Origin of the sequence: Streptomyces sp. NPDC088197, from assembly GCF_044741185.1 — a bacterium.
Taxonomy (GTDB): domain Bacteria; phylum Actinomycetota; class Actinomycetes; order Streptomycetales; family Streptomycetaceae; genus Actinacidiphila.
The window spans coordinates 65717-88122 of record NZ_JBIUSD010000008.1 but is presented as its reverse complement, the minus strand read 5'-3'; the positions used below and the strand labels follow the sequence as shown (position 1 = coordinate 88122).

Annotated in this window: 19 protein-coding genes and 1 tRNA gene; 8 read left to right on the top strand and 12 right to left on the bottom strand. The window is 73.4% G+C overall.

Features of this window, described 5'->3' with window-relative positions; translation table 11 throughout:
• Positions 1 to 39 precede the first annotated feature (39 nt).
• Positions 40 to 933, bottom strand: coding sequence for a carbohydrate kinase family protein (locus tag ACIOC1_RS20675; protein ID WP_401855902.1), 894 nt, complete (start codon positions 931 to 933; stop codon positions 40 to 42).
• Between the two features lie 143 nt (positions 934 to 1076).
• On the bottom strand, positions 1077 to 2033 hold the full coding sequence (locus ACIOC1_RS20670) for a pseudouridine-5'-phosphate glycosidase (protein ID WP_391051373.1): 957 nt from the start codon (positions 2031 to 2033) through the stop codon (positions 1077 to 1079).
• 115 nt (positions 2034 to 2148) lie between these two features.
• Here ACIOC1_RS20670 and ACIOC1_RS20665 point away from each other — a divergent pair.
• Positions 2149 to 2222, top strand: a tRNA-Met gene (locus tag ACIOC1_RS20665).
• 81 nt (positions 2223 to 2303) lie between these two features.
• On the opposite strand, the gene ACIOC1_RS20660 is transcribed toward ACIOC1_RS20665, so the two are convergent.
• A complete protein-coding gene (locus ACIOC1_RS20660; RefSeq protein WP_355339386.1) occupies positions 2304 to 2579 on the bottom strand; it encodes a DUF6343 family protein in 276 nt (91 codons plus the stop codon).
• A 117-nt stretch (positions 2580 to 2696) separates the two neighbouring features.
• On the opposite strand from ACIOC1_RS20660, the gene ACIOC1_RS20655 reads away from it, so the two are divergent.
• Together ACIOC1_RS20655 and ACIOC1_RS20650 are read left to right on the top strand one after the other, a co-directional pair.
• Positions 2697 to 3632, top strand: coding sequence for a GNAT family N-acetyltransferase (locus ACIOC1_RS20655; protein ID WP_401855899.1), 936 nt, complete (start codon positions 2697 to 2699; stop codon positions 3630 to 3632).
• Positions 3610 to 4203 (top strand): DUF1349 domain-containing protein, encoded by a 594-nt coding sequence (locus tag ACIOC1_RS20650; protein WP_355339392.1) that lies wholly within the window; start codon positions 3610 to 3612, stop codon positions 4201 to 4203. The genes ACIOC1_RS20655 and ACIOC1_RS20650 overlap by 23 nt, the downstream gene beginning before the upstream one ends.
• A 42-nt stretch (positions 4204 to 4245) precedes the next feature.
• Here the strand turns inward: ACIOC1_RS20650 and ACIOC1_RS20645 are convergent, their stop codons facing one another.
• The 6 genes from ACIOC1_RS20645 to ACIOC1_RS20620 all read right to left on the bottom strand — a co-directional run bounded on the left by ACIOC1_RS20645 (position 4246) and on the right by ACIOC1_RS20620 (position 12092).
• On the bottom strand, positions 4246 to 4860 hold the full coding sequence (locus tag ACIOC1_RS20645; protein ID WP_401855896.1) for a TetR/AcrR family transcriptional regulator: 615 nt from the start codon (positions 4858 to 4860) through the stop codon (positions 4246 to 4248).
• 125 nt (positions 4861 to 4985) lie between these two features.
• Positions 4986 to 6176 (bottom strand): acyl-CoA dehydrogenase family protein, encoded by a 1191-nt coding sequence (locus ACIOC1_RS20640; protein WP_355339398.1) that lies wholly within the window; start codon positions 6174 to 6176, stop codon positions 4986 to 4988.
• Entirely contained in the window at positions 6173 to 8257 is a 2085-nt protein-coding gene (locus ACIOC1_RS20635) for a biotin carboxylase N-terminal domain-containing protein (RefSeq protein WP_401855893.1), read from the bottom strand. The genes ACIOC1_RS20640 and ACIOC1_RS20635 overlap by 4 nt, the downstream gene beginning before the upstream one ends.
• A gap of 14 nt (positions 8258 to 8271) precedes the next feature.
• Positions 8272 to 9861 carry an acyl-CoA carboxylase subunit beta gene (locus ACIOC1_RS20630; protein ID WP_401855891.1) on the bottom strand — a complete coding sequence of 530 codons (1590 nt, stop codon included), beginning with the start codon at positions 9859 to 9861 and terminating at the stop codon, positions 8272 to 8274.
• Positions 9858 to 10673: a TIGR03084 family metal-binding protein gene (locus ACIOC1_RS20625; protein WP_401855889.1), complete on the bottom strand. Its 816-nt coding sequence runs from the start codon at positions 10671 to 10673 to the stop codon at positions 9858 to 9860. The genes ACIOC1_RS20630 and ACIOC1_RS20625 overlap by 4 nt, the downstream gene beginning before the upstream one ends.
• A gap of 453 nt (positions 10674 to 11126) precedes the next feature.
• On the bottom strand, positions 11127 to 12092 hold the full coding sequence (locus ACIOC1_RS20620; protein ID WP_355339410.1) for an acyl-ACP desaturase: 966 nt from the start codon (positions 12090 to 12092) through the stop codon (positions 11127 to 11129).
• Positions 12093 to 12508: 416 nt separating this feature from the next.
• Here ACIOC1_RS20620 and ACIOC1_RS20615 point away from each other — a divergent pair, with 416 nt between their 5' ends.
• Positions 12509 to 14149 carry an ATP-binding cassette domain-containing protein gene (locus ACIOC1_RS20615; RefSeq protein WP_391119355.1) on the top strand — a complete coding sequence of 547 codons (1641 nt, stop codon included), beginning with the start codon at positions 12509 to 12511 and terminating at the stop codon, positions 14147 to 14149.
• Between the two features lie 157 nt (positions 14150 to 14306).
• Positions 14307 to 14699, top strand: a complete 393-nt coding sequence (locus ACIOC1_RS20610) for a hypothetical protein (RefSeq protein WP_391051392.1) — start codon at positions 14307 to 14309, stop codon at positions 14697 to 14699.
• Between the two features lie 132 nt (positions 14700 to 14831).
• On the opposite strand, the gene ACIOC1_RS20605 is transcribed toward ACIOC1_RS20610, so the two are convergent.
• Positions 14832 to 15461 carry a TetR/AcrR family transcriptional regulator gene (locus ACIOC1_RS20605; protein WP_401719326.1) on the bottom strand — a complete coding sequence of 210 codons (630 nt, stop codon included), beginning with the start codon at positions 15459 to 15461 and terminating at the stop codon, positions 14832 to 14834.
• A gap of 58 nt (positions 15462 to 15519) precedes the next feature.
• Between ACIOC1_RS20605 and ACIOC1_RS20600 the strand changes: the two genes are divergently transcribed.
• Positions 15520 to 16476, top strand: a complete 957-nt coding sequence (locus ACIOC1_RS20600; protein WP_401855884.1) for an NADP-dependent oxidoreductase — start codon at positions 15520 to 15522, stop codon at positions 16474 to 16476.
• A gap of 139 nt (positions 16477 to 16615) precedes the next feature.
• Here ACIOC1_RS20600 and ACIOC1_RS20595 read toward each other — a convergent pair whose 3' ends face one another.
• Positions 16616 to 18739 (bottom strand): putative Ig domain-containing protein, encoded by a 2124-nt coding sequence (locus ACIOC1_RS20595; protein ID WP_401855882.1) that lies wholly within the window; start codon positions 18737 to 18739, stop codon positions 16616 to 16618.
• Positions 18740 to 19025: 286 nt separating this feature from the next.
• On the opposite strand from ACIOC1_RS20595, the gene ACIOC1_RS20590 reads away from it, so the two are divergent.
• Positions 19026 to 19841, top strand: a complete 816-nt coding sequence (locus tag ACIOC1_RS20590; RefSeq protein WP_355339430.1) for a helix-turn-helix domain-containing protein — start codon at positions 19026 to 19028, stop codon at positions 19839 to 19841.
• A 227-nt stretch (positions 19842 to 20068) separates the two neighbouring features.
• Positions 20069 to 20959, top strand: coding sequence for a DMT family transporter (locus tag ACIOC1_RS20585; RefSeq protein WP_401855880.1), 891 nt, complete (start codon positions 20069 to 20071; stop codon positions 20957 to 20959).
• A gap of 191 nt (positions 20960 to 21150) precedes the next feature.
• Here the strand turns inward: ACIOC1_RS20585 and ACIOC1_RS20580 are convergent, their stop codons facing one another.
• Positions 21151 to 22374: a winged helix DNA-binding domain-containing protein gene (locus ACIOC1_RS20580; protein ID WP_401855877.1), complete on the bottom strand. Its 1224-nt coding sequence runs from the start codon at positions 22372 to 22374 to the stop codon at positions 21151 to 21153.
• Positions 22375 to 22406: the final 32 nt, after the last annotated feature.

Genomic DNA, 22406 nt, shown 5'->3' with positions numbered 1-22406 from the left:
CCGCGACGTGACGGCGGGGGCGCGGTCCGACGGCCGCCATTACGTCTCCGGCCGCCCGCCAACCACGGTCACCGCCTCGGCTCCGGTGCGGCAGCCCGCCGCGAGCGACGCGGCGAGGTCCGCGCCCGCGAGACGGGCGGCCAACAGGCCGCCGGTGAAGGCGTCTCCGGCGCCCGTGGTGTCCACCGCGACGGCCGCGACGCAGGGCACCCGTACCGTCACCTCGCCGTTCACGGCGGCCAGCGCGCCGCCCGCGCCGAGGGTGACCACGACCATGCCGCCGCCGCGCGCCGCGCTCAACTCGGCCGCCGCGCGGGCCGGTTCGGGCACACCGGACAGCAGCGCCGCCTCCGCGTCGTTGGGCAGCAGCAGATCCGTACCTGCCACGTCGGCCAGGAAACGGGCCACGCCCGCCTCGCGCAGGAAACCGGCGGAGGCCGGATCGACGCTCACCGGCAGCGACCGGGCGCGCGCCGCCTCGGTGACCACGGCCGCCAACTCGCGTCCCCACTCGGAGAAGTAGAGATAGCCGGAGAGGTGGACGTGCCCCATGCCGTCCAGCAGCGCGTCGTCCCAGTCGGCGGGGCCGAGCCGGAAGGCGGCGCCGCTGTCGGTGACCAGGGTCCGTTCGGCCGCCGCGTCGACCAGGGCGATCACCACGGCCGTCGGCGCCTCGTCGTCGACCCGCAGCACCGGCTCCACGCCCGCGGCCTCCAGCGCGGCGCGGTGCCAGTCGGCGGAGTCGGCGCCCGCGCGGGCCAGCAGCCGCACCCGCGCGCCCCGACCGGCCGCCCAGCAGGCCACGTTGGCCCCCGCGCCGCCCGGCCGCACCGCGATCCGGGCGGCGGTGTCGGTGTCGGCGGCGAGGGGCCGCGCGTGCCGCGCCACCACGTCGGTGACGACATCGCCGACGACGAGGAGTCCGGGAGGCACCGGCTCCACGGCGGCGGGTCCGGCGCTGTCGGACGGTCTCGCGCCATCCGACCGTCCCGTGCCGTCCGACCGTCTCGTGCCGTCCGACCGTCTCGTGTCGTCCGCCGGTCCCGTCCCGTCGCCCGGTCCGGCGCTGTCGCCGGTCATGCGCGCTGCGACCAGCGCACCGCGATCCCGGCCGCGAGCCGGACATTGCCGCGTACGGCCGCGAGGTTGGACTCCAGGGACGCACCGCCGGTGTGCTCGGTGAGGTAGCCCAGCAGGAACGGCGTGATCGCCTGTCCCGTGACACCCCCGGCCTCGGCGGCGGCGAGCGCGTCCGCCAGCACCCGGTCGTGCAGCTCCGGGTCGAGCTGAAGCTCCCGCGGCACCGGATTGGCGACGATCAGCGCCGAGTCGTGCCCGCCCAGCGCGTCCTGCGCGGCCATCACGTCCGCGACCTGCCGCGCGGACTCGACCGTCCAGTCCACGGGCTCACCGGAGTCGCTGAGGTAGAAACCGGGGAAGCGGTCGGTGCCGAAGCCTAGTACGCCGATGCCCAGGGTCTCCAGCCGCTGGAGCGTGGCGGGCACGTCCAGGATCGACTTCACGCCCGCGCACACCACCGTGATCCGCGTCCTGGCCAGCAGCCCCAGGTCGGCCGACTCGTCCTGCACGGTCACCCAGTCGCGGTGCACCCCGCCGAGGCCGCCCGTACCGAACACCCGGATTCCGGCCCGCGCGGCCAGGAACGCCGTCCCCGACACGGTCGTCGCCCCGCTCGCACCCGCCGCCAGCGCGGGCGCCAGGTCCCGGAACCCCAGCTTGCGCAGCGACGCGTCTTCGGCGACCCGCTCCACCTGCTCCTTGGTGAGCCCCACCCGCGGCACCCCGTCGAGTACCGCCACGGTCGCGGGCACCGCGCCCTGCTCCCGGACGATCTCCTCCAGCTCGCGTGCCACCCCCAAATTGCGCGGCCGTGGCAGGCCGTGCGCGATGATCGTCGACTCCAGCGCCACCACGGGCGCGCCGCTCGCGACGGCGTCCCGCACCTCGTCGGAGAGGGTGACGGCCGGGATTGCGTTCGCTGCCGTGTTCGGTCCTGATCCAGATGTGCTCATGATCCCTACCTGGCGCGGCGGCGCCCCCGCCAAACCTCCCGGCGCCCCGTGCGCGCGGCGGCCATCGCATCGATTTGGTGTGAGCGCCGGCACCCCGTAGGGTGGTGTTCATCGACGCGGGGTGGAGCAGCTCGGTAGCTCGCTGGGCTCATAACCCAGAGGTCGCAGGTTCAAATCCTGTCCCCGCTACTGAAGAGGAAGGGTCCGGCACTCAGGTGCCGGGCCCTTTCGCTTGTCCCGGGCCCGCGCCCGCGGTCGCCGGACCGGGCCTCAGTGCTTTCCCGCGTGCGGCGCCGCCGGGCGGTACGGCGGGGTCGTGCGGCTCGGCTGGTAGCGCGAGCCCTGCCGCATGCGGCGGACGACCAGGACGGCGTCGATCGCGGCCAGCAGCGCGACGGCGGCCAGCACCGCGGCCCAGACCGGCAGACCGGCGAGCGCGAAGCCCACGGCCGCCGCGGTGCCCCAGACCACGCCGCACAGCGCGAGCCCCAGCCGCAGCCGCAGCGGGCTGCGCGCCTGGACGGGTTCGTATCCGCTTCTGCGCATCCGTGCCATCTCCCTCACCTCCAGCATCCACCTCGGACGGGCCCGGCGGGAGCCTCTGCCCAGGTGGGCCGGAAATTCGGGGGCGGTACGCGGCGGCGCCGCGTAGGGTGCGGGACCGTGACGGTGATCATCAGACAGTACGGTCCGGCGGACGCCGAAGCCGCCGCCGCCGTGGGCCGCGAGACCGTCCCGTACATGGTGACGACCGCGCGGACCGTGCACGCGCAGGTCACCGACGCACCCGAGAAAACACGCTTCCTGATGCTCGTCGCGGAGACCGGCGACGGCCGGATCGTCGGCAGTGCGAGAGCCGGGCTCTTCGCGGACAACGACACCCCCGGAATGGCCTTCGTCAATCTGAACGTGCGCGCGGGGGAGCGCGGCCGGGGCATCGGCGGCGCCCTGCTGGCCGCCGCCGAGTCCCATGTCGCCGGCCTCGGGGCGAGCACCGTCTACGCGTGGGCGATCGACGAGCCCTCGGCGCACGCCTTCGCCGCCCGGCACGGCTACCGGCGCGGCCGGTCCGCGAGCTTCCTCCGCCTCGACCTCACCCCCGGCGCCCTGCTGCCCGGCGTGCCTCCGCTGCCGCCCGGCGTGCTGCTGCGCCCCGCGTCGGACTACGCCGCCGACCCGCGCCCGGTGTACGAGGCCGACGCCGAGACCATCGAGGACGAGCCGGGCGATGTCGCCACCGGCGTCCCCGGCTACGCGGACTGGCGCGCCACCTCCTGGGACCGGTCCGACTACGACCACGACCTGACGACGGTCGCCGTCGTGGACGGTGTGGTCGCCGCGGTCGTCAACGTCCAGACCGACGGCCACGACCGCTACTGGTCGGGGGGCACCGGCACCCGCCGGGCCTTCCGGGGCCGCGGACTGGCCAAGGCCGCCAAGGCCCACTCCCTGCACCGAGCCCGCGCCGCGGGCTACACCGAGGCGTTCACCAGCAACGACGACGGCAACGCCGCGATGCTGGCCGTCAACCGGTGGCTCGGCTATCGACCCTGTGGCAACGAATGGCGGTACTTCCGTGACCTCTCCGATCGACCATGACATCCCCTGGTCCGACGCGACCTGGCTCAACCCGCCCGCCGAGGCCGTCGCCGACAGCACCGGTCTGCACGTCACCGCCAACGAGGGCAGCGACTTCTGGCGCACCACCAGCTACGGCTTCGTCCGCGACGACGGCCACGCGCTGCTCACCCCCTTCCCGTCCGGCACCGCCATCGAGGTCACCTTCGTCGCCGACTTCACCGAGCTGTACGACCAGGCCGGTGTCCTGGTGCGCGTCGACGCCGAGTCCTGGATCAAGGCGGGCGTCGAGATCTCCGACGGTTCGCCCCAGGTCGGCGCCGTCGTCACCCACGGCACCTCCGACTGGTCCCTCGCCCCGGTCCCGGACTGGGCGGGCCAGGAGGTGACCGTCCGGGTCAGCCGCTCGGGCGACGCCGTGACCGTCCGCGCCCGCCGCGCCGACGACCCCTGGCGCACCATCCGCCTGGCCTGGCTCGACCCCGCCGCCGACGCCCGCGCGGGCCTGTTCTGCTGCGCACCCCAACGCCCCGGCTTGCGCGTCCACTTCACCCGCCTCTCCTCGGGACCCGCCGACACCTCCCTGCACTGATCCCGCCCTCACCCGCAGGCCGGGCGCCGACTCCGGCCGCCGCTAGGGCTGTTCGCGCAGGACCGTGTCGAGGACGCGGGACCACTGGCGGACGATTCCCGCGCGGCGGGCGGAGTCGTCGCTGAGGAGGTTGGCGAGGCCGAGGCCGCGGGCCATGTCGAGGGTGGCCTGGACGGTCTCCCTGACGCCGGGCAGGGATTCGTCGGCGTCGAGGAATTCGACCGCCAGGCGGTGGGCCTCGCGGCCGATCCGGGACTCCAGCGCGGCGACGCCGGGGCGGAGCTGTTCCTCGTCGGAGGCGGCCACCCACAGGTGGAGAGCGGCCCGGAACAGCGGGCCGGTGTGGACCGCGACGAGCATGTCGACGACGGCGTAGGTGCGGTCCTGGCCCGCGCGGGGGAGGGCCAGGGCGCGCTCTCTGACGGCGGCGACCCACTCCTCGGCCATGTGCGCGATGGCCGCGGTGAACAGCTCCTCGCGAGTGCGGAAGTGGTGCTGGGCCGCCCCTCTGGAGACACCGGCGCGGGCGCACACCACGGCGACGGTGCTGCCCGACCAGCCGTGCTCGGCGAGGCACGAGACGGCGGCCTCCAGTATCCGCCGACGGGTGGCGCGGCTGCGGTCCTGTTTGGGGGAGCGGTCGGTCACCAGGTCCATGACGAGTCCGGCCGTTCGGTGCGGGCGGCGGCGCCCTCCCTGGTCTGCGCGACCGCGCGGAAGGGCGTTGCGGCGCGGGTGCGAAGTGGTGCGGTGGTCACGGGCGCCTCCTCGGCGGTGTGTCGTCAGTAGGACTTCGGCAGTCCTAGTGTGTGGTGCGAGACGAAGTTGAGGATCATCTCCCGGCTGACCGGGGCTATCCGGCCGACACGGGACGCGGTCAGCAGCGAGGCGAGACCGTACTCGGCGGTGAGGCCGTTGCCGCCGAGGGTGTGCACGGCCTGGTCGACGGCCTTGGCGCCGGCTTCGGCCGCCGCGTACTTCGCCATGTTCGCGGCCTCGCCCGCGCCCATGTCGTCGCCCGCGTCGTAGAGGTAGGCGGCCTTCTGCATCATCAACCGGGCCAGTTCCAGCTCGATGTGGGCCTGGGCGAGCGGGTGCGCTATCGCCTGGTGGGAGCCGATGGGAGCCTGCCACACCTGCCGGGACTTGGCGTACTCGACCGCCTTGTCCAGGGCGTAGCGGCCCATCCCGATGGAGAAGGCGGCGGTCATGATCCGCTCCGGGTTGAGCCCCGCGAAGAGCTGGAGCAGCCCGGCGTCCTCGTCGCCGACGAGCGCTTCCGCAGGTAGTGCGACATCGTCGAGGAAGAGCTGGAACTGCTTCTCGGGCGCGGCCAACTCCATCTCGATCTGCCGGAATTCGAAGCCCGGTGTCTCCCGGTCCACGATGAACAGGCAGGGCTTGAGCTTGCCGGTGCGGGCGTCCTCGGTGCGGCCGACGATCAGTGTGGCGTCGGCGATGTCGACACCGGATATGAAGACCTTCCGGCCGGTCAGCCGCCACCCGCCGGTGTCGGGGTCGCGCCGCGCGGTGGTGGTGATGCGGTGCGAGTTGGACCCGGCGTCCGGTTCGGTGATGCCGAAGGCCATCCGCAGCGAGCCGTCGGCGATCCCCGGCAGCCAGCGCCGCTTCTGCTCGTCGGTGCCGAAGCGGGCGATGACCGTGCCGCAGATCGCGGGGGAGACGACGAGCAGCAGCAGCGGGCAGCCAGCCGCCCCCAACTCCTCCAGCACGATGGACAGTTCCGCCAGACCGCCGCCCCCGCCGCCGTACTCCTCAGGCAGGTTGACCCCGAGGTATCCGAGGCCGCCCGCCTCCTGCCACAACTCGTCGGTGTGCTTGCCCGCACGTACGGTGGCCGAGAAATATTCACGACCGTAGCGGCGGGCGAGGTCCCCGACGGCCTTGCGCAGGGCGCGCCGCTCGTCGCTTTCCAGCAAGGCGCTGTCGAAGGTTCCCTGAACGGTGCTCATGGCGTGGTTTCCTCCTTGACGACGGCGAGTACGGCGCCGACGTCGACCTGTCGGCCGACCTCGGCGGTGAGCTCCGTGAGTGTCCCGGTGGCGGGAGCGGCGATCACGTGTTCCATCTTCATCGCTTCGAGCCAGAGCAGCGGGCGGCCTTTTTCGACCCGGTCGCCCGGTGAGAATTCACCTATCCGGATGACCGTGCCGGGCATCGGCGCAAGCAGCGAACCCTGCGGCGTCAGATCCTCCGGGGCGGTGAAGCGGGGCAGAGCGGTCAAAGCGCATGACACGAACGGGGAATCGACGAACACCCGTTCGGCGTAAGCGGCGACGTCGAACACCCGCCGCACCCCGTCGATGTCGAGGACGACACGCCGGGCCGACGCCGACACCAGCCGGATACCGTCGGCGCCGGTCGCCTCCAGACCGGCGCGGCCGAGCCGGTAACCGACCTCGTACTCCCGGCCGTCCGGCTCGCTGCGGAAGCGTTTCACCTGCGGCTGCGACGGAACGTTCCGCCACCCGCCGAGCCGGACCGGCACCGGCCCGCGCGCCGACGTACGCCCGGCCGCGTCGGCGAGCGCGGCGGCCAACGCCGCGAACCGCACGGGGCCGCCGTCCCCGTCGGCCGGCCCCGGCGCGTCCGTGGTCGCCCCCGACGCCCCGATGAGCGCGTCCAGGCGGCGCTCCAGGAAGCCGGTGTCCAGCCGCGCGGCGGCGAAGTCCGGGTGCCGCAGCACCCGTACGAGCAGGTCGCGGTTGGTGACGGGGCCGTGCAGCCGGGCCCGCTCCAACGCGTACGCGAGACGGCGTACGGCCTCGGCGCGGGTCGGCGCCCAGGCGATCACCTTGGCGAGCATCGGGTCGTAGTGGACGCCGATCGTCTCGCCGCCGCTCACCCCCGCGTCCAGCCGCAACCCCGCGTCGAGCCCCGGCGTCACGGCGAATTCGGCGTCCACGCCCGGCAGTTCGAACAGATGCAGCGCGCCCGGCTGCGGCTGCCAGCCGCGGGCCGGGTCCTCCGCGTAGAGCCTGGCCTCCACCGCGTGGCCGTGCGGCCGCGGGGGCGAGGGCGGCAGCGCGGCCCCCTCGGCGACACGGATCTGGAGCGCCACGAGGTCGAGCCCGGTGACGCACTCGGTGACCGGATGCTCCACCTGGAGACGGGTGTTCATCTCCAGGAAGTACGGACGCCCGTCCCGCGCGACCAGGAACTCCACGGTGCCCGCGCCCGTGTAGCCGATCGAGCGCGCCGCGCGGGCGGCGGACTCGTGCAGCGTACGGCGCACCTCGTCGCCCAGACCCGGGGCCGGGGTCTCCTCGATCACCTTCTGGTGCCGCCGCTGGAGCGAACAGTCGCGCTCGCCCAGCACCCACACCGTGCCGTGCGCGTCCGCCAGCACCTGCACCTCGACGTGCCTGGCGCCCTCCGCGTACGGCTCGACGAACACCTCGCCGTCACCGAAGGCGGCTGCGGCCTCCGACCTCGCGGCGGCCAACTCGCTCTCCAGTGCGTCCAGTTCGCGTACGACCCGCATGCCGCGACCGCCGCCGCCCGCGGACGCCTTCACCAGCAGTGGCAGGTCCGCGGCCGTGACCCGCGCCGGATCGAGCGCGGAGAACAGCGGTACGCCCGCCGCGGCCATCAACTCCTTGGCCCGCGTCTTGGACCCCATCGCCTCGACCGCGTCCGGCGGCGGACCGATCCACACCAGCCCCGCCGCCTCCACCGCCCGCGCGAACTCCGCGTTCTCCGACAGGAATCCATAGCCCGGATGCACGGCGTCCGCGCCCGCCGCGAGCGCCGCCGCGATCAGCAGATCGGCCCGCAGATACGTGTCGGCGGGCGCGTTCCCCGGCAGCCGTACCGCCGCGTCGGCCTCCGCGACGTGTGCCGCGTCCGCGTCGGCGTCCGCGTACACCGCCACCGTGGCGATGCCGAGCGTGCGGCAGGTACGGAAGACGCGGCGCGCGATCTCGCCCCGGTTGGCCACCAGCACGGAGCCGATGTCCTTGTGACGCACCGTAGGTGACTGCCCGTCAGCGGTGAAGTCCCCGCTCGGCGAAGCGCTGCTCGAATCGGTCATCGGAAAGGGACCCCTCACATCCGGAAGACGCCGAAGCCGCCCCTGGCGCCCTCGATCGGCGCGCCATGGACGGCGGAAAGGCACAGGCCGAGCACCGTACGGGTGTCGCGCGGGTCGATCACGCCGTCGTCGTAGAGCCGTCCCGACAGGAACATCGGCAGCGACTCGGCCTCGATCTGCTGCTCCACCATCGCCCGCAGCGCGGCGTCGCCCTCCTCGTCGTAGGGACGGCCCTTCGCCGCCGCCGACTGCCGGGCCACGATGGACAGCACCCCGGCGAGCTGCGCGGGACCCATCACCGCGGACTTGGCGCTCGGCCACGCGAAGAGGAACCGCGGATCGAAGGCCCGGCCGCACATCCCGTAGTGCCCGGCGCCGTAACTCGCCCCGATCAGCACCGAGATGTGCGGGACGCGCGAGTTGGCGACCGCGTTGATCATCATCGCGCCGTGCTTGATGATGCCGCCCTGCTCGTACTCGCGGCCCACCATGTAGCCGGTGGTGTTGTGCAGGAAGAGCAGCGGAATGTCGCGCTGGTTGGCGAGTTGGATGAACTGCGCCGCCTTCTGCGACTCCTCGCTGAACAGCACGCCCCGCGCGTTGGCGAGGATTCCGACCGGATAGCCGTGCACCTCCGCCCAGCCGGTGGCCAGGCTGGGCCCGTAGAGCGGCTTGAACTCGTCGAAGGCCGAGGCGTCCGTGATCCGCGCGATGACCTCGCGGGGGTCGAAGGGGGTGCGCAGATCGCCGGGCACGATGCCCAGCAGCTCCTCCTCGTCGTACGCGGGGGGCAGCGGGTCAGGACGCGGATCGGGCCCGGATTTACGCCAGTTGAGGCGGGCGACGACGCGCCGGGCGGTACGCAGCGCGTCCGGCTCGTCCAGTGCGAAGTAGTCGGCCAGGCCGGAGCGCCGGGCGTGCATGTCGGCGCCGCCGAGCGATTCGTCGTCGCTCTCCTCGCCGGTCGCCATCTTCACCAGGGGCGGCCCGCCGAGGAAGACCTTGGACCGCTCCTTGACCATGATGACGTGGTCGGACATGCCCGGGATGTACGCGCCGCCCGCCGTCGAATTGCCGAACACCACGGCCACCGTGGGGATTCCGGCCGCCGACAGCCGCGTCAGGTCGCGGAAGAGGGCGCCGCCGGGGATGAAGATCTCCTTCTGGCTGGGCAGGTCCGCGCCGCCCGACTCCACCAGGCTGATCACCGGCAGGCGGTTGGCGAAGGCGATCTCGTTCGCCCGCAGCGCCTTCTTCAGCGTCCACGGGTTGCTGGCGCCGCCGCGCACCGTCGGGTCGTTGGCCGTGATCAGGCACTCCACGCCCTCGACCACGCCGATGCCGGTCACGAGGGAGGCGCCCACCGCGAAGTCGCTGCCCCAGCCGGCCAGCGGGGACAGTTCGAGGAACGGTGTGTCCGGGTCGAGCAGCAGCTCGATCCGCTCCCGTGCCAGCAGCTTGCCGCGATTCCGGTGCCGCTCCTGGTACTTCTCGCCGCCACCGGCCAGCGCGGCGGCGTGCCCCGCCTCGACCTCGGCCAGCCGTTCCAGCATCGCGGTCCGCCGCTCGGCGAAGTCCGCTCCGCGTATGTCGACCTGCGTCATGACGTGCTCCCCTCCGCGCCGCCGCGCGGCGGCCGTCCCTTGCCCGGCGGGCCCGCGAATGCCTGCACGATCGACAACCACGCGTCCACGTCCGGGCCTTGGGCCCGTACCGCCACGTCGTCGCGGTGCCTGCGCCGCACCGCCAGCAGGCAGAAGTCCAGTGCGGGGCCGGTCACGCGCTGCTCGGCGTCGTCCGGGCCGAAGGTCCACAAGGCGCCGTCGGGCGCCGTCAGTTCGAGGCGGAATTCCGTGCCGGGCGGGGTGCGGCCGTGCACCGCGAAGGCGAAGTCCCGTGCCCTGAAGGCGATTCGGGCGACGTGCCACAGGCGGTGGGTCGGTGGGCGCTCGACGCCGAGCGCGTCGGCGATGTCCTCGCCGTGGGCCCATGTCTCCATCAGGCGGCCCGTCGCCATCGACGCCGTGCTCATCGGCGGTCCGTACCAGGGGAAGCGGCTGCCCGGCGGTTCGCCGGTCAGGGTCGCCCAGAGCCGGGCTCTGCCCGACCGCCACTTCTCCAGCAGCTCCGGCGGCGGCAGGATCGCGCCCTCCCGGGCGCCGTCCTCCACGTACGCGTCCAGCCGCGCCGCCGCGTCGCCGACCTCGCGGGCGAACGCCTCCGCGTCCTTGACCGCCAGCAGCGCCTGGGCGTCCGTCCAGGCCAGATGTGCGATCTGGTGCGCAACGGTCCAGCCTTCGGCCGGTGTCGGCCTCGCCCACTGCTCGGGCTCCAGCCCGGCCACCACGTCGTCGAGCGCGTCGCTCTCCGCTCTCAGATCGGCCAGGACGGTACGGACGGACTGCGGATCGGCCATGGCCATGAGGGTGGCAGGCGGGGCCCGCAACAATCAAGCATGCGTGCATGATTGTTTCCCGCCCCCACTGGGTCGGTGTCCCTGCGACAGCCGGTGCCCCGCTGGGGGCGGTGGTGAAGTGCACGTCGTCCCTGGCTGGTCGCGCCGTTCCCCGCGCCCCTGAAAAGACCGGGCGTGCCGTCCAGGGCCCGCACGGCTCGGGAGCCGGGTCCCGTCGGGGGTGCGAGGAACTGCGCGACCGGGCCCCGCCGGGCCTGCGGCCCGAGAACCCACGGCAACTGCCCCGCTGGGGCCGGTTCTGAGGCCGCGCCACCGTCGTGGCTGGTCGCGCCGTTCCCCGCGCCCCCTAAAAGATCGGGCGTACCGACCTCGGTAAGACAATCGCGTGGGGCCGCGCCCCCAGAGCGCCCACCTTCGGGAGGTGGACGTCGTAGGGGCGCGGCCCGAAGGGGATTAGGCGCGGGCGGCGCGGCGGGCGAGAAGGGCTTCGCGGCGCTCGTCGAAGCGGGTGGCCTGTTCGTTGAGGCCGCCCATGAAGAGGCCGAGCTCCTGCTGGGCCTGGAGGCCCTCGGGGCCGAGACCGGAGATCTCGAGGACCTTGAGGTGGCGCAGGACGGGCTGGAGGACGTCGTCGTGGTGGATGCGGAGGTTGTAGATGCCGCCGATGGCCATGCGGGCGGCGGCCCGCTCGAAGCCGGGCATGCCGTGTCCCGGCATGCGGAATTCGACGACGACGTCACGGATGGCCCGCATGGCGAGGTCGGGAGCGAGCTCGAGGGCGGCGGCCAGGAGATTCCGGTAGAAGACCATGTGCAGGTTCTCGTCGGTGGCGATCCTGGCGAGCATCCGGTCGCACACGGGGTCACCCGACTGGTGTCCGGTGTTGCGGTGCGAGACGCGGGTGGCCAGCTCCTGGAAGGCGACGTACGCCACGGAGTGGACCATGCTGTGCCGGTGGTCGTGCTCGAAGCCCTCCGACATGTGCTGCATGCGGAACCGTTCCAGCTCGACCGGGTCGACGGCGCGGCTGGTCAGCAGGTAGTCGCGCATGACGATCGCGTGCCGGCCCTCCTCGGCGGTCCAGCGGTGCACCCAGGTGCCCCAGGCGCCGTCACGGCCGAAGAGTGTCGCGATCTCGTGGTGGTAGCTGGGCAGATTGTCCTCGGTGAGCAGATTGACCACGAGGGAGATCCGGCCGACGTCCGTGACCTTGGACTGCTCGGGGGCCCAGGCTTCGCCCCCCATTATTCCGTCGAAATTGCGGCCGTCGCTCCACGGCACGTACTCGTGGGGCATCCACTCCTTGGCCACGCCGAGGTGCCGGTTGAGCTCCCGCTCGACGACCTCCTCCAGCGCGTAGAGCAGCGTCGCGTCGCTCCAGACGTCGGGTTGGGCACGGTCGGGCGAGGTCAAGGTCACGGGGGCTCCTGGGGACGGGAGAGGGGACGGACATGGGACGGGGGTGTACGGGACCCGCACGGGCTGTACGGATCGTACGGACGTACGTACGCGACATGCGATCGGTCGGTCGTACGGCGCCGCGGACGGATCCACGGGCACCTACGCACGGCCTGCGGGTGCAGCGGAGATTCGCACCTACGCCTACGTAAGTTACGCAACCGTAGGTTAAGGCGGCGTAAGAAGGCAACCAGCCAATATGGCTGCACCGGCCACCCACCTCGCGTCGAGCCGGACCCGGCGGCACGGCGAGACCCGGCGACAGCCCTTGGCCCGACCGGAGGCAAGCCCTCAGCCGACCGGAGGGCAAGCCTCCGCCGCCCGCCGTGAAAGCCCTTCGCCCGCCTCCCGTCGCACCCGATAAACTCCGCTCTCTTATGAGTGCCACTCTCGTCGCCAAGAATCTCGCCGCCGGACACGGCGACCGTGTCCTGTTCTCCGGCCTGGACCTGGTCGTCGCCCCCGGCGACGTCATCGGTCTGGTCGGCGCCAACGGCGCGGGCAAGTCCACGCTGCTGCGGCTGCTCGCCGGGCTCGACACGCCCGAGGACGGGACGCTGCGGCTCAGCCCGGCCACCGCCACCGTCGGGCATCTGCCGCAGGAGCCCGAGCGGCTGCCGGGCGGGGAGAGCGTGCGGGAGTTCCTGAGCCGCCGCACCGGGGTCACCGCCGCCCAGGCGGCCCTGGACGCCGCCACCCAGGCGCTGGTGGACGAGGCCCCGGGCGCCGACGACGCGTACGCGACCGGACTCGACCGCTGGCTGGCGCTCGGCGGCGCCGACCTGGACGAACGCGCCGAGGAGGCCGCCGCCTCGCTCGGCCTCGGCGTCGACCTGGACCAGCCGATGTTCTCGCTCTCCGGCGGCCAGGCCGCCCGCGCGGGACTCGCCTCGCTGCTGCTCAGCCGCTACGACGTCTTCCTGCTGGACGAGCCCACCAACGACCTCGACCTCGACGGCCTGGAACGGCTGGAGAAATTCGTCGGCGGCCTGCGCGCCGGTACGGTCCTGGTCAGCCACGACCGCGAATTCCTCACCCGCACCGTCACCCGCGTGGTGGAGCTGGACCTCGCCCAGCAGCAGGTCAGCACCTTCGGGGGTGGCTACACCGCCTATCTGGAGGAACGCGAGACGGCCCGGCGGCACGCCCGCGAGGAGTACGACGAGTACGCCGACACCAAGGCCGGACTCGAAGCGCGGGCGCGGATGCAGCGCGGCTGGATGGACAAGGGCGTCAGGAACGCCATGCGCAAGGCGCCCGACCACGACAAGATCGCCCGCAAGGCGCGCGCCGAGGGCAGCGAGAAGCAGGCCGCCAAGGCCCGGCAGACCGACCGGATGATCGAGCGCCTGGACGTGGTCGAGGAGCCGCGCAAGGAGTGGGAACTGCGGATGGAGATCGCCGCCGCGCCCCGCTCCGGCGCCGTGGTGGCCACCCTGCGCGGCGCCCGCGTGCGCCGCGGCGACTTCGCCTTCGGGCCGGTCGACCTCCAGATCGACTGGGCCGACCGGGTGGCCATCACCGGCGCCAACGGCTCGGGCAAGTCCACCCTGCTCGCCGCGCTGCTCGGCCGCCTCCCGCTGGACGAGGGCCACAGCGCGCTCGGCCCCGGCGTCCTGGTCGGCGAGGTCGACCAGGCCCGCGGCCTCTTCCGCGGGCAGGAACCGCTCCTCGACGCCTTCCGCGCCCCGGCGCCCGACATGGATCCGGCCGAGATCCGTACGCTTCTCGCCAAATTCGGCCTCAAGGCCGCCCATGTGCTGCGCCCCGCCGCGACCCTCTCGCCCGGCGAGCGCACCCGCGCCGCGCTGGCGCTGCTCCAGGCCCGCGGCGTCAATCTCCTGGTCCTCGACGAGCCGACCAACCACCTCGACCTGCCCGCGATCGAACAGCTCGAAGCGGCGCTGGCCGCGTACGAGGGCACGCTGCTGCTGGTCACCCACGACCGGCGGATGCTGGACGCCGTGCACACGACCCGCCGCGTCGAGGTCGCCGACGGCCGCATCACCGAGCGCTGAGCGAACCCCGAGCGCGCCTGGGCCCCGATTCCCCGAGGCGGCCCGCGCCGGCTTCCCGACGGCGCCCCCGGACCCTCCGGGCGGGAGGGAACCCGGTGGCGTCCGGCTGCGTCCCATCCATGACCGGACCCCGAACCGGCCACCGGAGGAGGACACGATGCGCGCTCGGACATTCGCCGCTGCCGCCGCCGTACTGCTGGTGGCCGGTTGCGGAAGCGCGAGCGGCGTACGTGTCGGGTCGCCCGATCCGAGCGACAGCAGCACCCGGCCGGTCTGCGGTGACGTCACGGTCACGCCCGGCGGCGGGGCCGAAGGCCGCGAGGTCTGCCTGAGTGTCGGCAGCACCCTGCGGGTCGCCACCGCCCCCGGCGACCGGCCGCCCGGCGAGCGGGGCGCCGCCCTCTCCGAGATCTCTCCCGGCGTCTACCGAGGCGCGCGGGTGGGCACCGCCGAACTGAGCGGGTTCCGGCGCGCCTGCCCCGGCGCCACCCCCGGTGTCATGTCCTGCCATGCCATCGCGGGGTGGAAGATCACCGTCGACGTGCGGTGATCGGCACCATCGCGGGACCCCGGGTCGGCAGTGGGGGCCGGCCCGGGGTCCCGCGATCCCTTCGGTGCGGCACGCCGCCGCGGTTGACCCGGTCGGTCTTCGGCGCGGCACGCCGACACGGCTGACGCCGACTCAGTCTTCGGCGCGGCTCGGCCGGGCGGCGGGCGACAGGCCGTCCATCAGCAGGTCCAGCAGGCGGCCGGCCTTGGCCGCGCGCCCGGGCCGGGGGGCCACGGTGAAGATGCCGATGAGGGCGGCGGCGATGTCCTCGGCGGTGACATCGGAACGGAGGTCGCCCGCCGCACTGCCCGCGTCGAGCATCGTCGTGATGGCCGTCAGCAGCTCGGTCCGGGTCCGCGCATGGGTGATCTCGCCCGACTCGATCATCGCGAGGAGCGTGTCGAGCATGCCGTTCTTGGTCGCGATCCAGTCGCCGAACAAGTCCGTCCAGCGCCGCATCGCCGCGGCCGGGGGCAGCTGACCGAGCAGCTCGCGGGCACCGGTCGTCAGTCGTACGACCTGATCCTGGTAGACCGCGTCGACCAGCGACTCGCGGGTCGGGAAGTGCCGGTAGAGCGTGGCGATCCCGACCCCGGCCTCGCGGGCGATCGCCCGCATCGACGGTTCGGCGTCGGCCGACATGAACACGCGGGTCGCCACCGCGAGCAACTGGTCGCGGTTGCGGGCCGCGTCCGCCCGTGGCGCGCGGGGCTCCGCGTCCGCCGAAACGGATCGCGCTCCGTTTATGTTACGGTCATTCATGTAACCGGAGCATAGTCCGTTTCGGTGTGTTCCCTCGGTCCCAAGGAGACAGGCGCACATGAAGGCACAGAGCGATCAGCCTCCCACGGGCGGGAGCAGGGCGGTCCGGCTCGAGTCGTTCGGCGGCCCCGAGGTCCTGGAGGTCCGCGAGGTTCCCGCCCCGCAGGCCGGGCCGGGACAGATCCGCGTACGGGTCACCGCGGCCGGTCTGAATCCGATGGACTGGATCATGACCGCCGACGCGGACACCGCCGCCCGGTTCGGCCTGAGCCTGCCGGCCGGGTTCGGAACCGACTACGCGGGAGTGGTCGACCAGGTCGGTGCCGAGGTGAGCGGGTTCGCCCCCGGCGACCGGGTGTTCGGGGGCGCCCTGTCCCGCGCGGTCGCCGACTTCGTGGTGATCGACCCGGCCGGGGGGACGGCGGCGAACGAGGCCCATCACACGCCCGACGGCGTCGACGACCGTACCGCCGCCACCCTCACGATCGCCGGCCGTACGGCATCCGCCGCCCTCGCCGTCATCGATCCGGGCCCGGGCGACACCGTGCTGATCGGCGGCGCGGCGGGCGGGGTCGGGGTCTTCGCCGTCCAACTGGCCCGGATCGCGGGAGCGCGCGTGATCGGGACGGGATCGGCGGCGTCGGCCGACTATCTGCGCGAGCTCGGGGCGGAGCCGGTCGTCTACGGCGACGGCCTGGCCGACCGGGTCCGATCGCTCGCTCCTGGCGGCGTCACGGCCGCCGTCGACCTGCACGGTGTGGAGACCGTGCACGCCGCCAGGGAACTCGGCGTCCCGGACGGTCGCGTCTGCGCCATCGCCGCGCAGGTCGACGGGGTGCCCGCGGCCAACGGCGCGAACGCGGCTCCCGGCGCTCTGGACGAGATCGCCCGCCTGGTCGCCGCGGGCCGGCTCCGGGTGCCGATCGCGGAGACCTTCCCGGTCGAGCGGATCCGCCGCGCTGCCGAACTCCAGGCCGGCAGGCACGTGCGGGGCAAGGTCGTCATCGACCTCTAGAACCTGGCCGTGGCGACGGCGAACGCGGTGCCGCCTTCACCGATGCGGCGAGGAGGGCTTCCCGCCCCTGTGGGGCCGGGGCGGGAAGCCCTCCCGTCGCCGGGTGTCGCCGATCCGGAGGACCCCGGCGGACGACGGGCTAGCCGACGTTGACCGCCGCGTCGTCGATCAGGAACGACGTCGCGAGGCTGGAGTCCTCGGTGCCGGTGAACTTCAGAGTGACCGTCTGTCCCGCGTAGGACGACAGGTTGACCGACCGCTGCACGTAGCCGGTGCCCTTGTTGAGGTTGGAGTACGAGGCCAGCGTGGTGCTGCCCGCGGCGACGGTGAGCTTGTCGTACGCCGTGGTGGTGCTGGTCTCCTGGCTGCTGACGTAGAGGTAGAAGGTGAAGGTGGCGCTGGTGCAGGAGGCGGGGATCGTGACCGACTGGGCGAGCGTGTCGGTGTGGGTGGTCCCGTAGCCGTTCAGCCACGCCTTGTACGAGCCGCTGTGGGCGGGGGCGCCGGTGCTGTTGTCGATGACGCCGGAGGACGTCGTCCAGCCGGTGTTGCCGCTCTCGAAGCCGGGGTTGGTCAGGAGCTGCGCGGTGGTGCAGCCGCCGCCGCCCGACCCGGTGACCGTCCAGGTGAAGGACGCGCTGCCGGAGGCGCTGGTGGTGTCCGTGGCGGTGACGGTGACGTTGTACGTGCCCGCCGCCGTCGGGGTGCCGCTGATCAGACCGGTGGAGGAGTTGATCGACAGACCGGTCGGCAGGCCGGAGGCGCTGTAGGTGAGGGTCTGGCCCGAGGCCGAGTCGCTGGCGCTGATCTGGAGCGAGGCCGCGGTGTTGACCGCGGTGGACTTGGCGCCCGGGTTGGTGACCGTCACCGTGTTGCCGCCGGTCGAACCGCCGTTGGTGAAGGCGGCCGTGCCGTTCGGCGTGCCCAGCCCGGTCGGCCCGTCGTATCCGGCCTTCGCGGTGCACAGGTAGGAGCCGCCGCACGAGCCGTTGGAGCCGCTGGTGACGTCGTTCAGCGAGCCGGTGTGGGAGTACGGGTAGGAGGCGGGGGTGGTCCCGGCCGCGGGGGTGCCGGCCAGGGCGTAGACGGAGGCGATGATCGGCGACGAGGCGCTGGTGCCGCCGTAGACCTGCCAGCCGGACGCCTGGTAGCTGTCGTAGACGGCCAGGCCGGTGGCCGGGTCGGCGACGGCGGAGACGTCGGCGATGGTGCGCTTGGCGCAGCCGGTGTCGGTCTGCCAGGTGGGCTTGGCGTCGTAGGCCGAGCAGCCGGAGCCGGTGCCCTCGGTGCTCGAGGTGTTCCAGACGGACTCGGTCCAGCCGCGGGCGGTGCCGCTGGCGCGGCTGAGCGCGGTGCCGCCGACGGCGGTGACGTACTTGGACGCGGCCGGGTACTCCGCGCCGTAGCCCTCGTCGCCTGAGCTGACGGTGATGGCGACGCCCGGGTGGTTGAAGTACTGCGAGTCGGCGGTGGTGTCGGAGGAGTCCTCGCTGCCGCCGTAGCTGTTGGAGACGTACTTCGCGCCCTGCGTGACCGCCTGGTTCACCGCGGTGCCCAGGTCGTCCATGCTCGCCGAGGTGGCCTCGACCAGCAGGATGTGGCACTGCGGGCAGACCGCGCTGACCATGTCCAGGTCGAGTGAGATCTCACCGGCCCAGCCGGAGTCGGCGCTCGGCAGCGACGTGGTCGAGCCGTTCTGGTTGATCTTCTTGAAGCAGCCGTTGGCCGTGGTGCAGGCCGGCAGCCCGTACTGCGCGCGGTACGTGCTCAGGTCGGCCGCGGCGTTGGGGTCGTCCTGCGCGTCCACGATCGCGACGGTGGCTCCGGCGCCCGCGGACGACGGCAGCGCGTACGCGCTCTGGAGGTCGGTGGGGCCGTAGCCGGAGGGGGTGGCGTTCGGGGTGATGCCGAGGTGGTGGACGACGTCGGTACGGGTCAGCGCCATGCAGGCCATCTGGCCCTTCTTGGCGGGGACGGCGCACAGACGCTGGGTGGGAGCGGCCGACGACGCGGACGCGGACGCGCCGGACGACGTGCTCGCGGACGTGCTCGACGACGCGGAGGTGTGCGACGACGCGGCCGTGCTCGACGACGCGGAGGTGGCTGCCGCGCCCGACGCCGGGGTGCTGGCGACGGACGGCGCCGCGGTGGCCAGCAGACCGCCGGTGACGAGAGCCGCCGCCGACAGTACGGCGACCGCCGTGCGGCGGACGGCCCGTCTGGCCCGGCCGGGGTGTGACGACTTCAATGAACTGCCCTCCATGGGGGGATCGGCTCCCGAGGGCGTCCGCCGCCGACCTTCATGTCAAGGTCATGACAACCGATCATGCGACGGCGACGCCTGGGACTTCGTGTGGCGCACGTTCACTGGTGATCCGGATGTCATCTACTGCCGACTGTCACCACCGTGAGTGGTGACCGATGCTGAACGTAGTGACCGAGGGCCCAAGTAACTACCGGCCTATGGCAAAGAGTTGCCCTCGGATCGGCCTGGATCCGACCCCGGCTCGCTTCCGCAAGTCGATCTCCGCCGTATACCTTGTGGCGCCATGGAGACGGAGGAAGAACCGGTCAACGACCTTGTCGCGCTGGGTCTCGCGCGGTACGAGGCGCGGGTCTATCTCGCCCTCGTGCGACGCGAGTCGTACACGGCGGCGGAGGTCGCGCGGGCGGCGGACGTACCCCGGCAGCGGGTGTACGACGTGCTCGACACGCTGGTACGGCGGCGGCTGGCGACCGCGCACCCCGGCCGGGTCGCCACCTTCTCGGCCGTCGCGCCGGAACTGGCCGTCGCCCGCCTCATGGCCCTCCAGCGCGAGACCCTCGAACGCCTCGACCGCGTCTCCTCCGCGCTGACCGCCGCCCTCGTCCCGGTCTGGGCCGACGGCCGCACGCAGACCGTGCCGATCGACTACGTCGAGATCCTGCGCGACCCCAAGTCGATAGCCGAGGCGTTCACCGACATCCAGGGCCAGGCCAAGACCGAACTGCTCAGCTTCTGCAAACCGCCCTTCGTCGCCCCCGCCGCGAACACCCCCGGCATCAAGGTGGTACGTCGGCTGCGCCGCTCGGGCGGCTCGGTGCGGGCGATCTACACCCACGACTCGCTCGACGACACGGAGGTGCTGGAGAACGTACGGCGCTTCGGCGCGGCGGGCGAGGAGCACCGTTTCACCTCCGCGCTGCCGCTGAAGCTGGTGGTCGCCGACGCGTCGCTGGTGCTCTGCGACATGCCGGACCCGGTGGCCGGGACCGGCGCGACGACCGCGCTCTACATCGAGCACCCGGCGCTCGCCGCGTGCCTGCGGCTGGCGTTCCTCACCGTGTGGGAGAGCGCGGAAACGGTTCCGAACGCGCGGCCGTGACCCGTACGGCGGCTGCGGGGCGCCCTGTCGCCCGGCTGTCGGCCGCCCGGCGCTCGGCTGTCCGCCGGGCCGGCCGGCTCCCGTGGGACCGCTGTCCGCGAGCTGTTCGTGAGCTGTCGGTGAGCTGTCGGTGAGCTGTCCGCGTCGCTGTCCCGAAGGCGACGCGGACCTGTGGCGAAGCCCACGGAACCCCTCGATCCCGCGGTCAGTGCCTATACAGTGACCGCGTGGCCGTGTTCCTGCTGGGAGTCAGTGCCGCGTGCTGCCTCGGCCTTGGTTTCGTGTTGCAGCAGCGTGCGGCCGCGCGTGCCTCGCTCGCGGACTTCCTGTCCTTCCGGCTGCTGCTGCACCTGGTACGGATGCCGGACTGGCTGCTCGGTGTCGGCCTGATGGTCTGCGGCCAGGTGCTCGGAGCCGTCGCCCTCGTCTACGGCGAGGTCTCCCTGGTCGAACCGCTCACCGCCACCAATCTGCTCTTCGCCATGGCGCTCGCCCGCTGGCTCACCCCACGCCAGTCCCTCGGCCTCAGCGGCTGGGGCGGCGTCGTCCTGCTCGCCCTCGGCGTGACCGCCTTCATCGTCGCGGGCCAGCCGGAGGGCAGCGCGGCCGAGGCGGGGGCGCTGCGGCACTGGCTGGTCTTCGGCATCGTCGCCGGGCTCGCGCTGCTGCTCACCGGCGCGGCCAAGCGGCTGCCGCCGTCCTCCGAGGCCACGCTCCTCGCGCTGGCCGCGGGCCTGCTCTACGGACTCCAGGACGCCCTCACCCGGATCTGTAGCCAACTGGCCGGTGACGAGGGTCTGGCCGCCCTCGCCGTGCACTGGCAGCCGTACGCCATCGCCGTCATCGGCCTCACCGGCATGCTGCTCGTCCAGAGCGCCTTCGAGACCGCCTCGCTGCGGATGTCGCTGCCCGCGCTGACCGCCGCCCAGCCGCTGGCCGGAATCGCCTGCGGCATAGGTTTCCTCGGCGACCGCCTGCGCGTCACCCCCGGCGCCCTCGCCTGGGAGGCCGCCGGTCTCGCCGCCATCACCATCGGCGTGATCCTCCTCGGCCGCCACCCGGCCATGCCGCCGGGCGCCGCCGACCGCGTGGCGGTGGGCGCGACCCGCATGCGCTGAAGCCTTCAGCCGGGCCGTGAGGGGACGCCCGCGACCCCTGCGCCCACTCCGGCGCGGACCGCGTGCCGGTGACCCGTACGCGCTGAGCCCTGAGGGCGACGCCCGCAACCCCTGCGCCCACTCCGGCGCGGACCGCGTGCCGGTGCGACCCGTATGGGCTGGGCGTTCAGCCGGGCCGGTCATGGGGACGCCTACAGTCCCCGCGCCCACTCCCACGCGGCCTCGGTGCCCAGGAAGCGGCCGATGTCGGCGACCTCGGCCGTGATGCCGGCGGCGACCGGGGCGGGGAGGGGGCCGGTCAGCGGCTCGACGCGGAGCGTGAGGCGGCGGCCCTGCCAGGTGTGGCGCCAGGTGGCGACCACCGCGCCGTCGCGCAGCACGCAGGGCATGAGCATGCCGCCGCCCGTGGCGATACGGGTCGCGAAGGCCGGGTCGAGCAGGGCGTCGCGGTCCTGGTAGCCGAGCAGATACGGGTCGAAGTGCCCGGTCAGCCGTACCCGTGGCCGGTCCGCGGGCTGCGCCGGAGGCGGCGCCGTGCCGGCCGCGGCCCACAACGGCTCGCCGTCCGGGCCCGCGACCTGCGCGAGCCGGTCCGCCGCCGCGCGGTGGCCGCGCCTGGCCTGGCCCAGGGGCAGCCCGGACCAGCGCGCGAAGTCGGCGACCGACGCGGGGCCGTAGGCGGTGGCGTGCCGGACGGCCAGTTCGGCCAGCGCGTCGTCGCCGGTCGGGCCGTCGTCGGGGACGTCTTTCAGCCACCGCTCACGCAGGACATACGTGGACACGTCGGCCGCCGCCTCGGGGCCGCGGCACAGCACGCCCCTGGCCGCCGCGAAGAGTACGAGGTGCGCCGGGGCCTGGCCGCCCGGGTCCACGGCCACCCCCTCCGCCGCGAGCAGGTCGACCAGTTCGGCGCGCGGTACGGGCGGCCGGTCGGCCAGCACCCGCTCCAGGGCGGGCAGCGCCCGCTCGCACAGCTCCTCGTCGAGGCCCAGCCGGGCCCGGCGCCCGCGGTACGCGTCGGCCGCGCGCGGGCCGAGCAGCGCGGTCAGCCAGCGCACGTCCTCGGCCGCCACCGCGTGCAGGGTGCCGCGCATGAGCCAGGTGCGGACGACGGCGCGGCGGTCCGCGCCGCACGCCCTGTCCACGTCGGCCGCGGTCGGCGCGCCGTGGGTGCCGCCGGTCCGCGCCCTGACCTGGAGGCGACACGCCTTCGCGTCCTGCGCCTGGAGACCGGCCGAGAGCCGGACGGCGTCCGCCACCGTACGATCGCTGCCGCTGCCGCTGCCGCTGCCGCTGCCGCTGCCGCTGCCATCGCTTTCGCCCGCGCTGCCGCCCGCGGCGTCGCTTCCGTCCTCGGTCAGGCCCTGGGAGCGGGCGCGCCAGCGGCGGACCTCGGCCGTCGTGAGCCGTGCCATCGACTTCGTTCCTCCGCTCGGTCGGCCGCGCA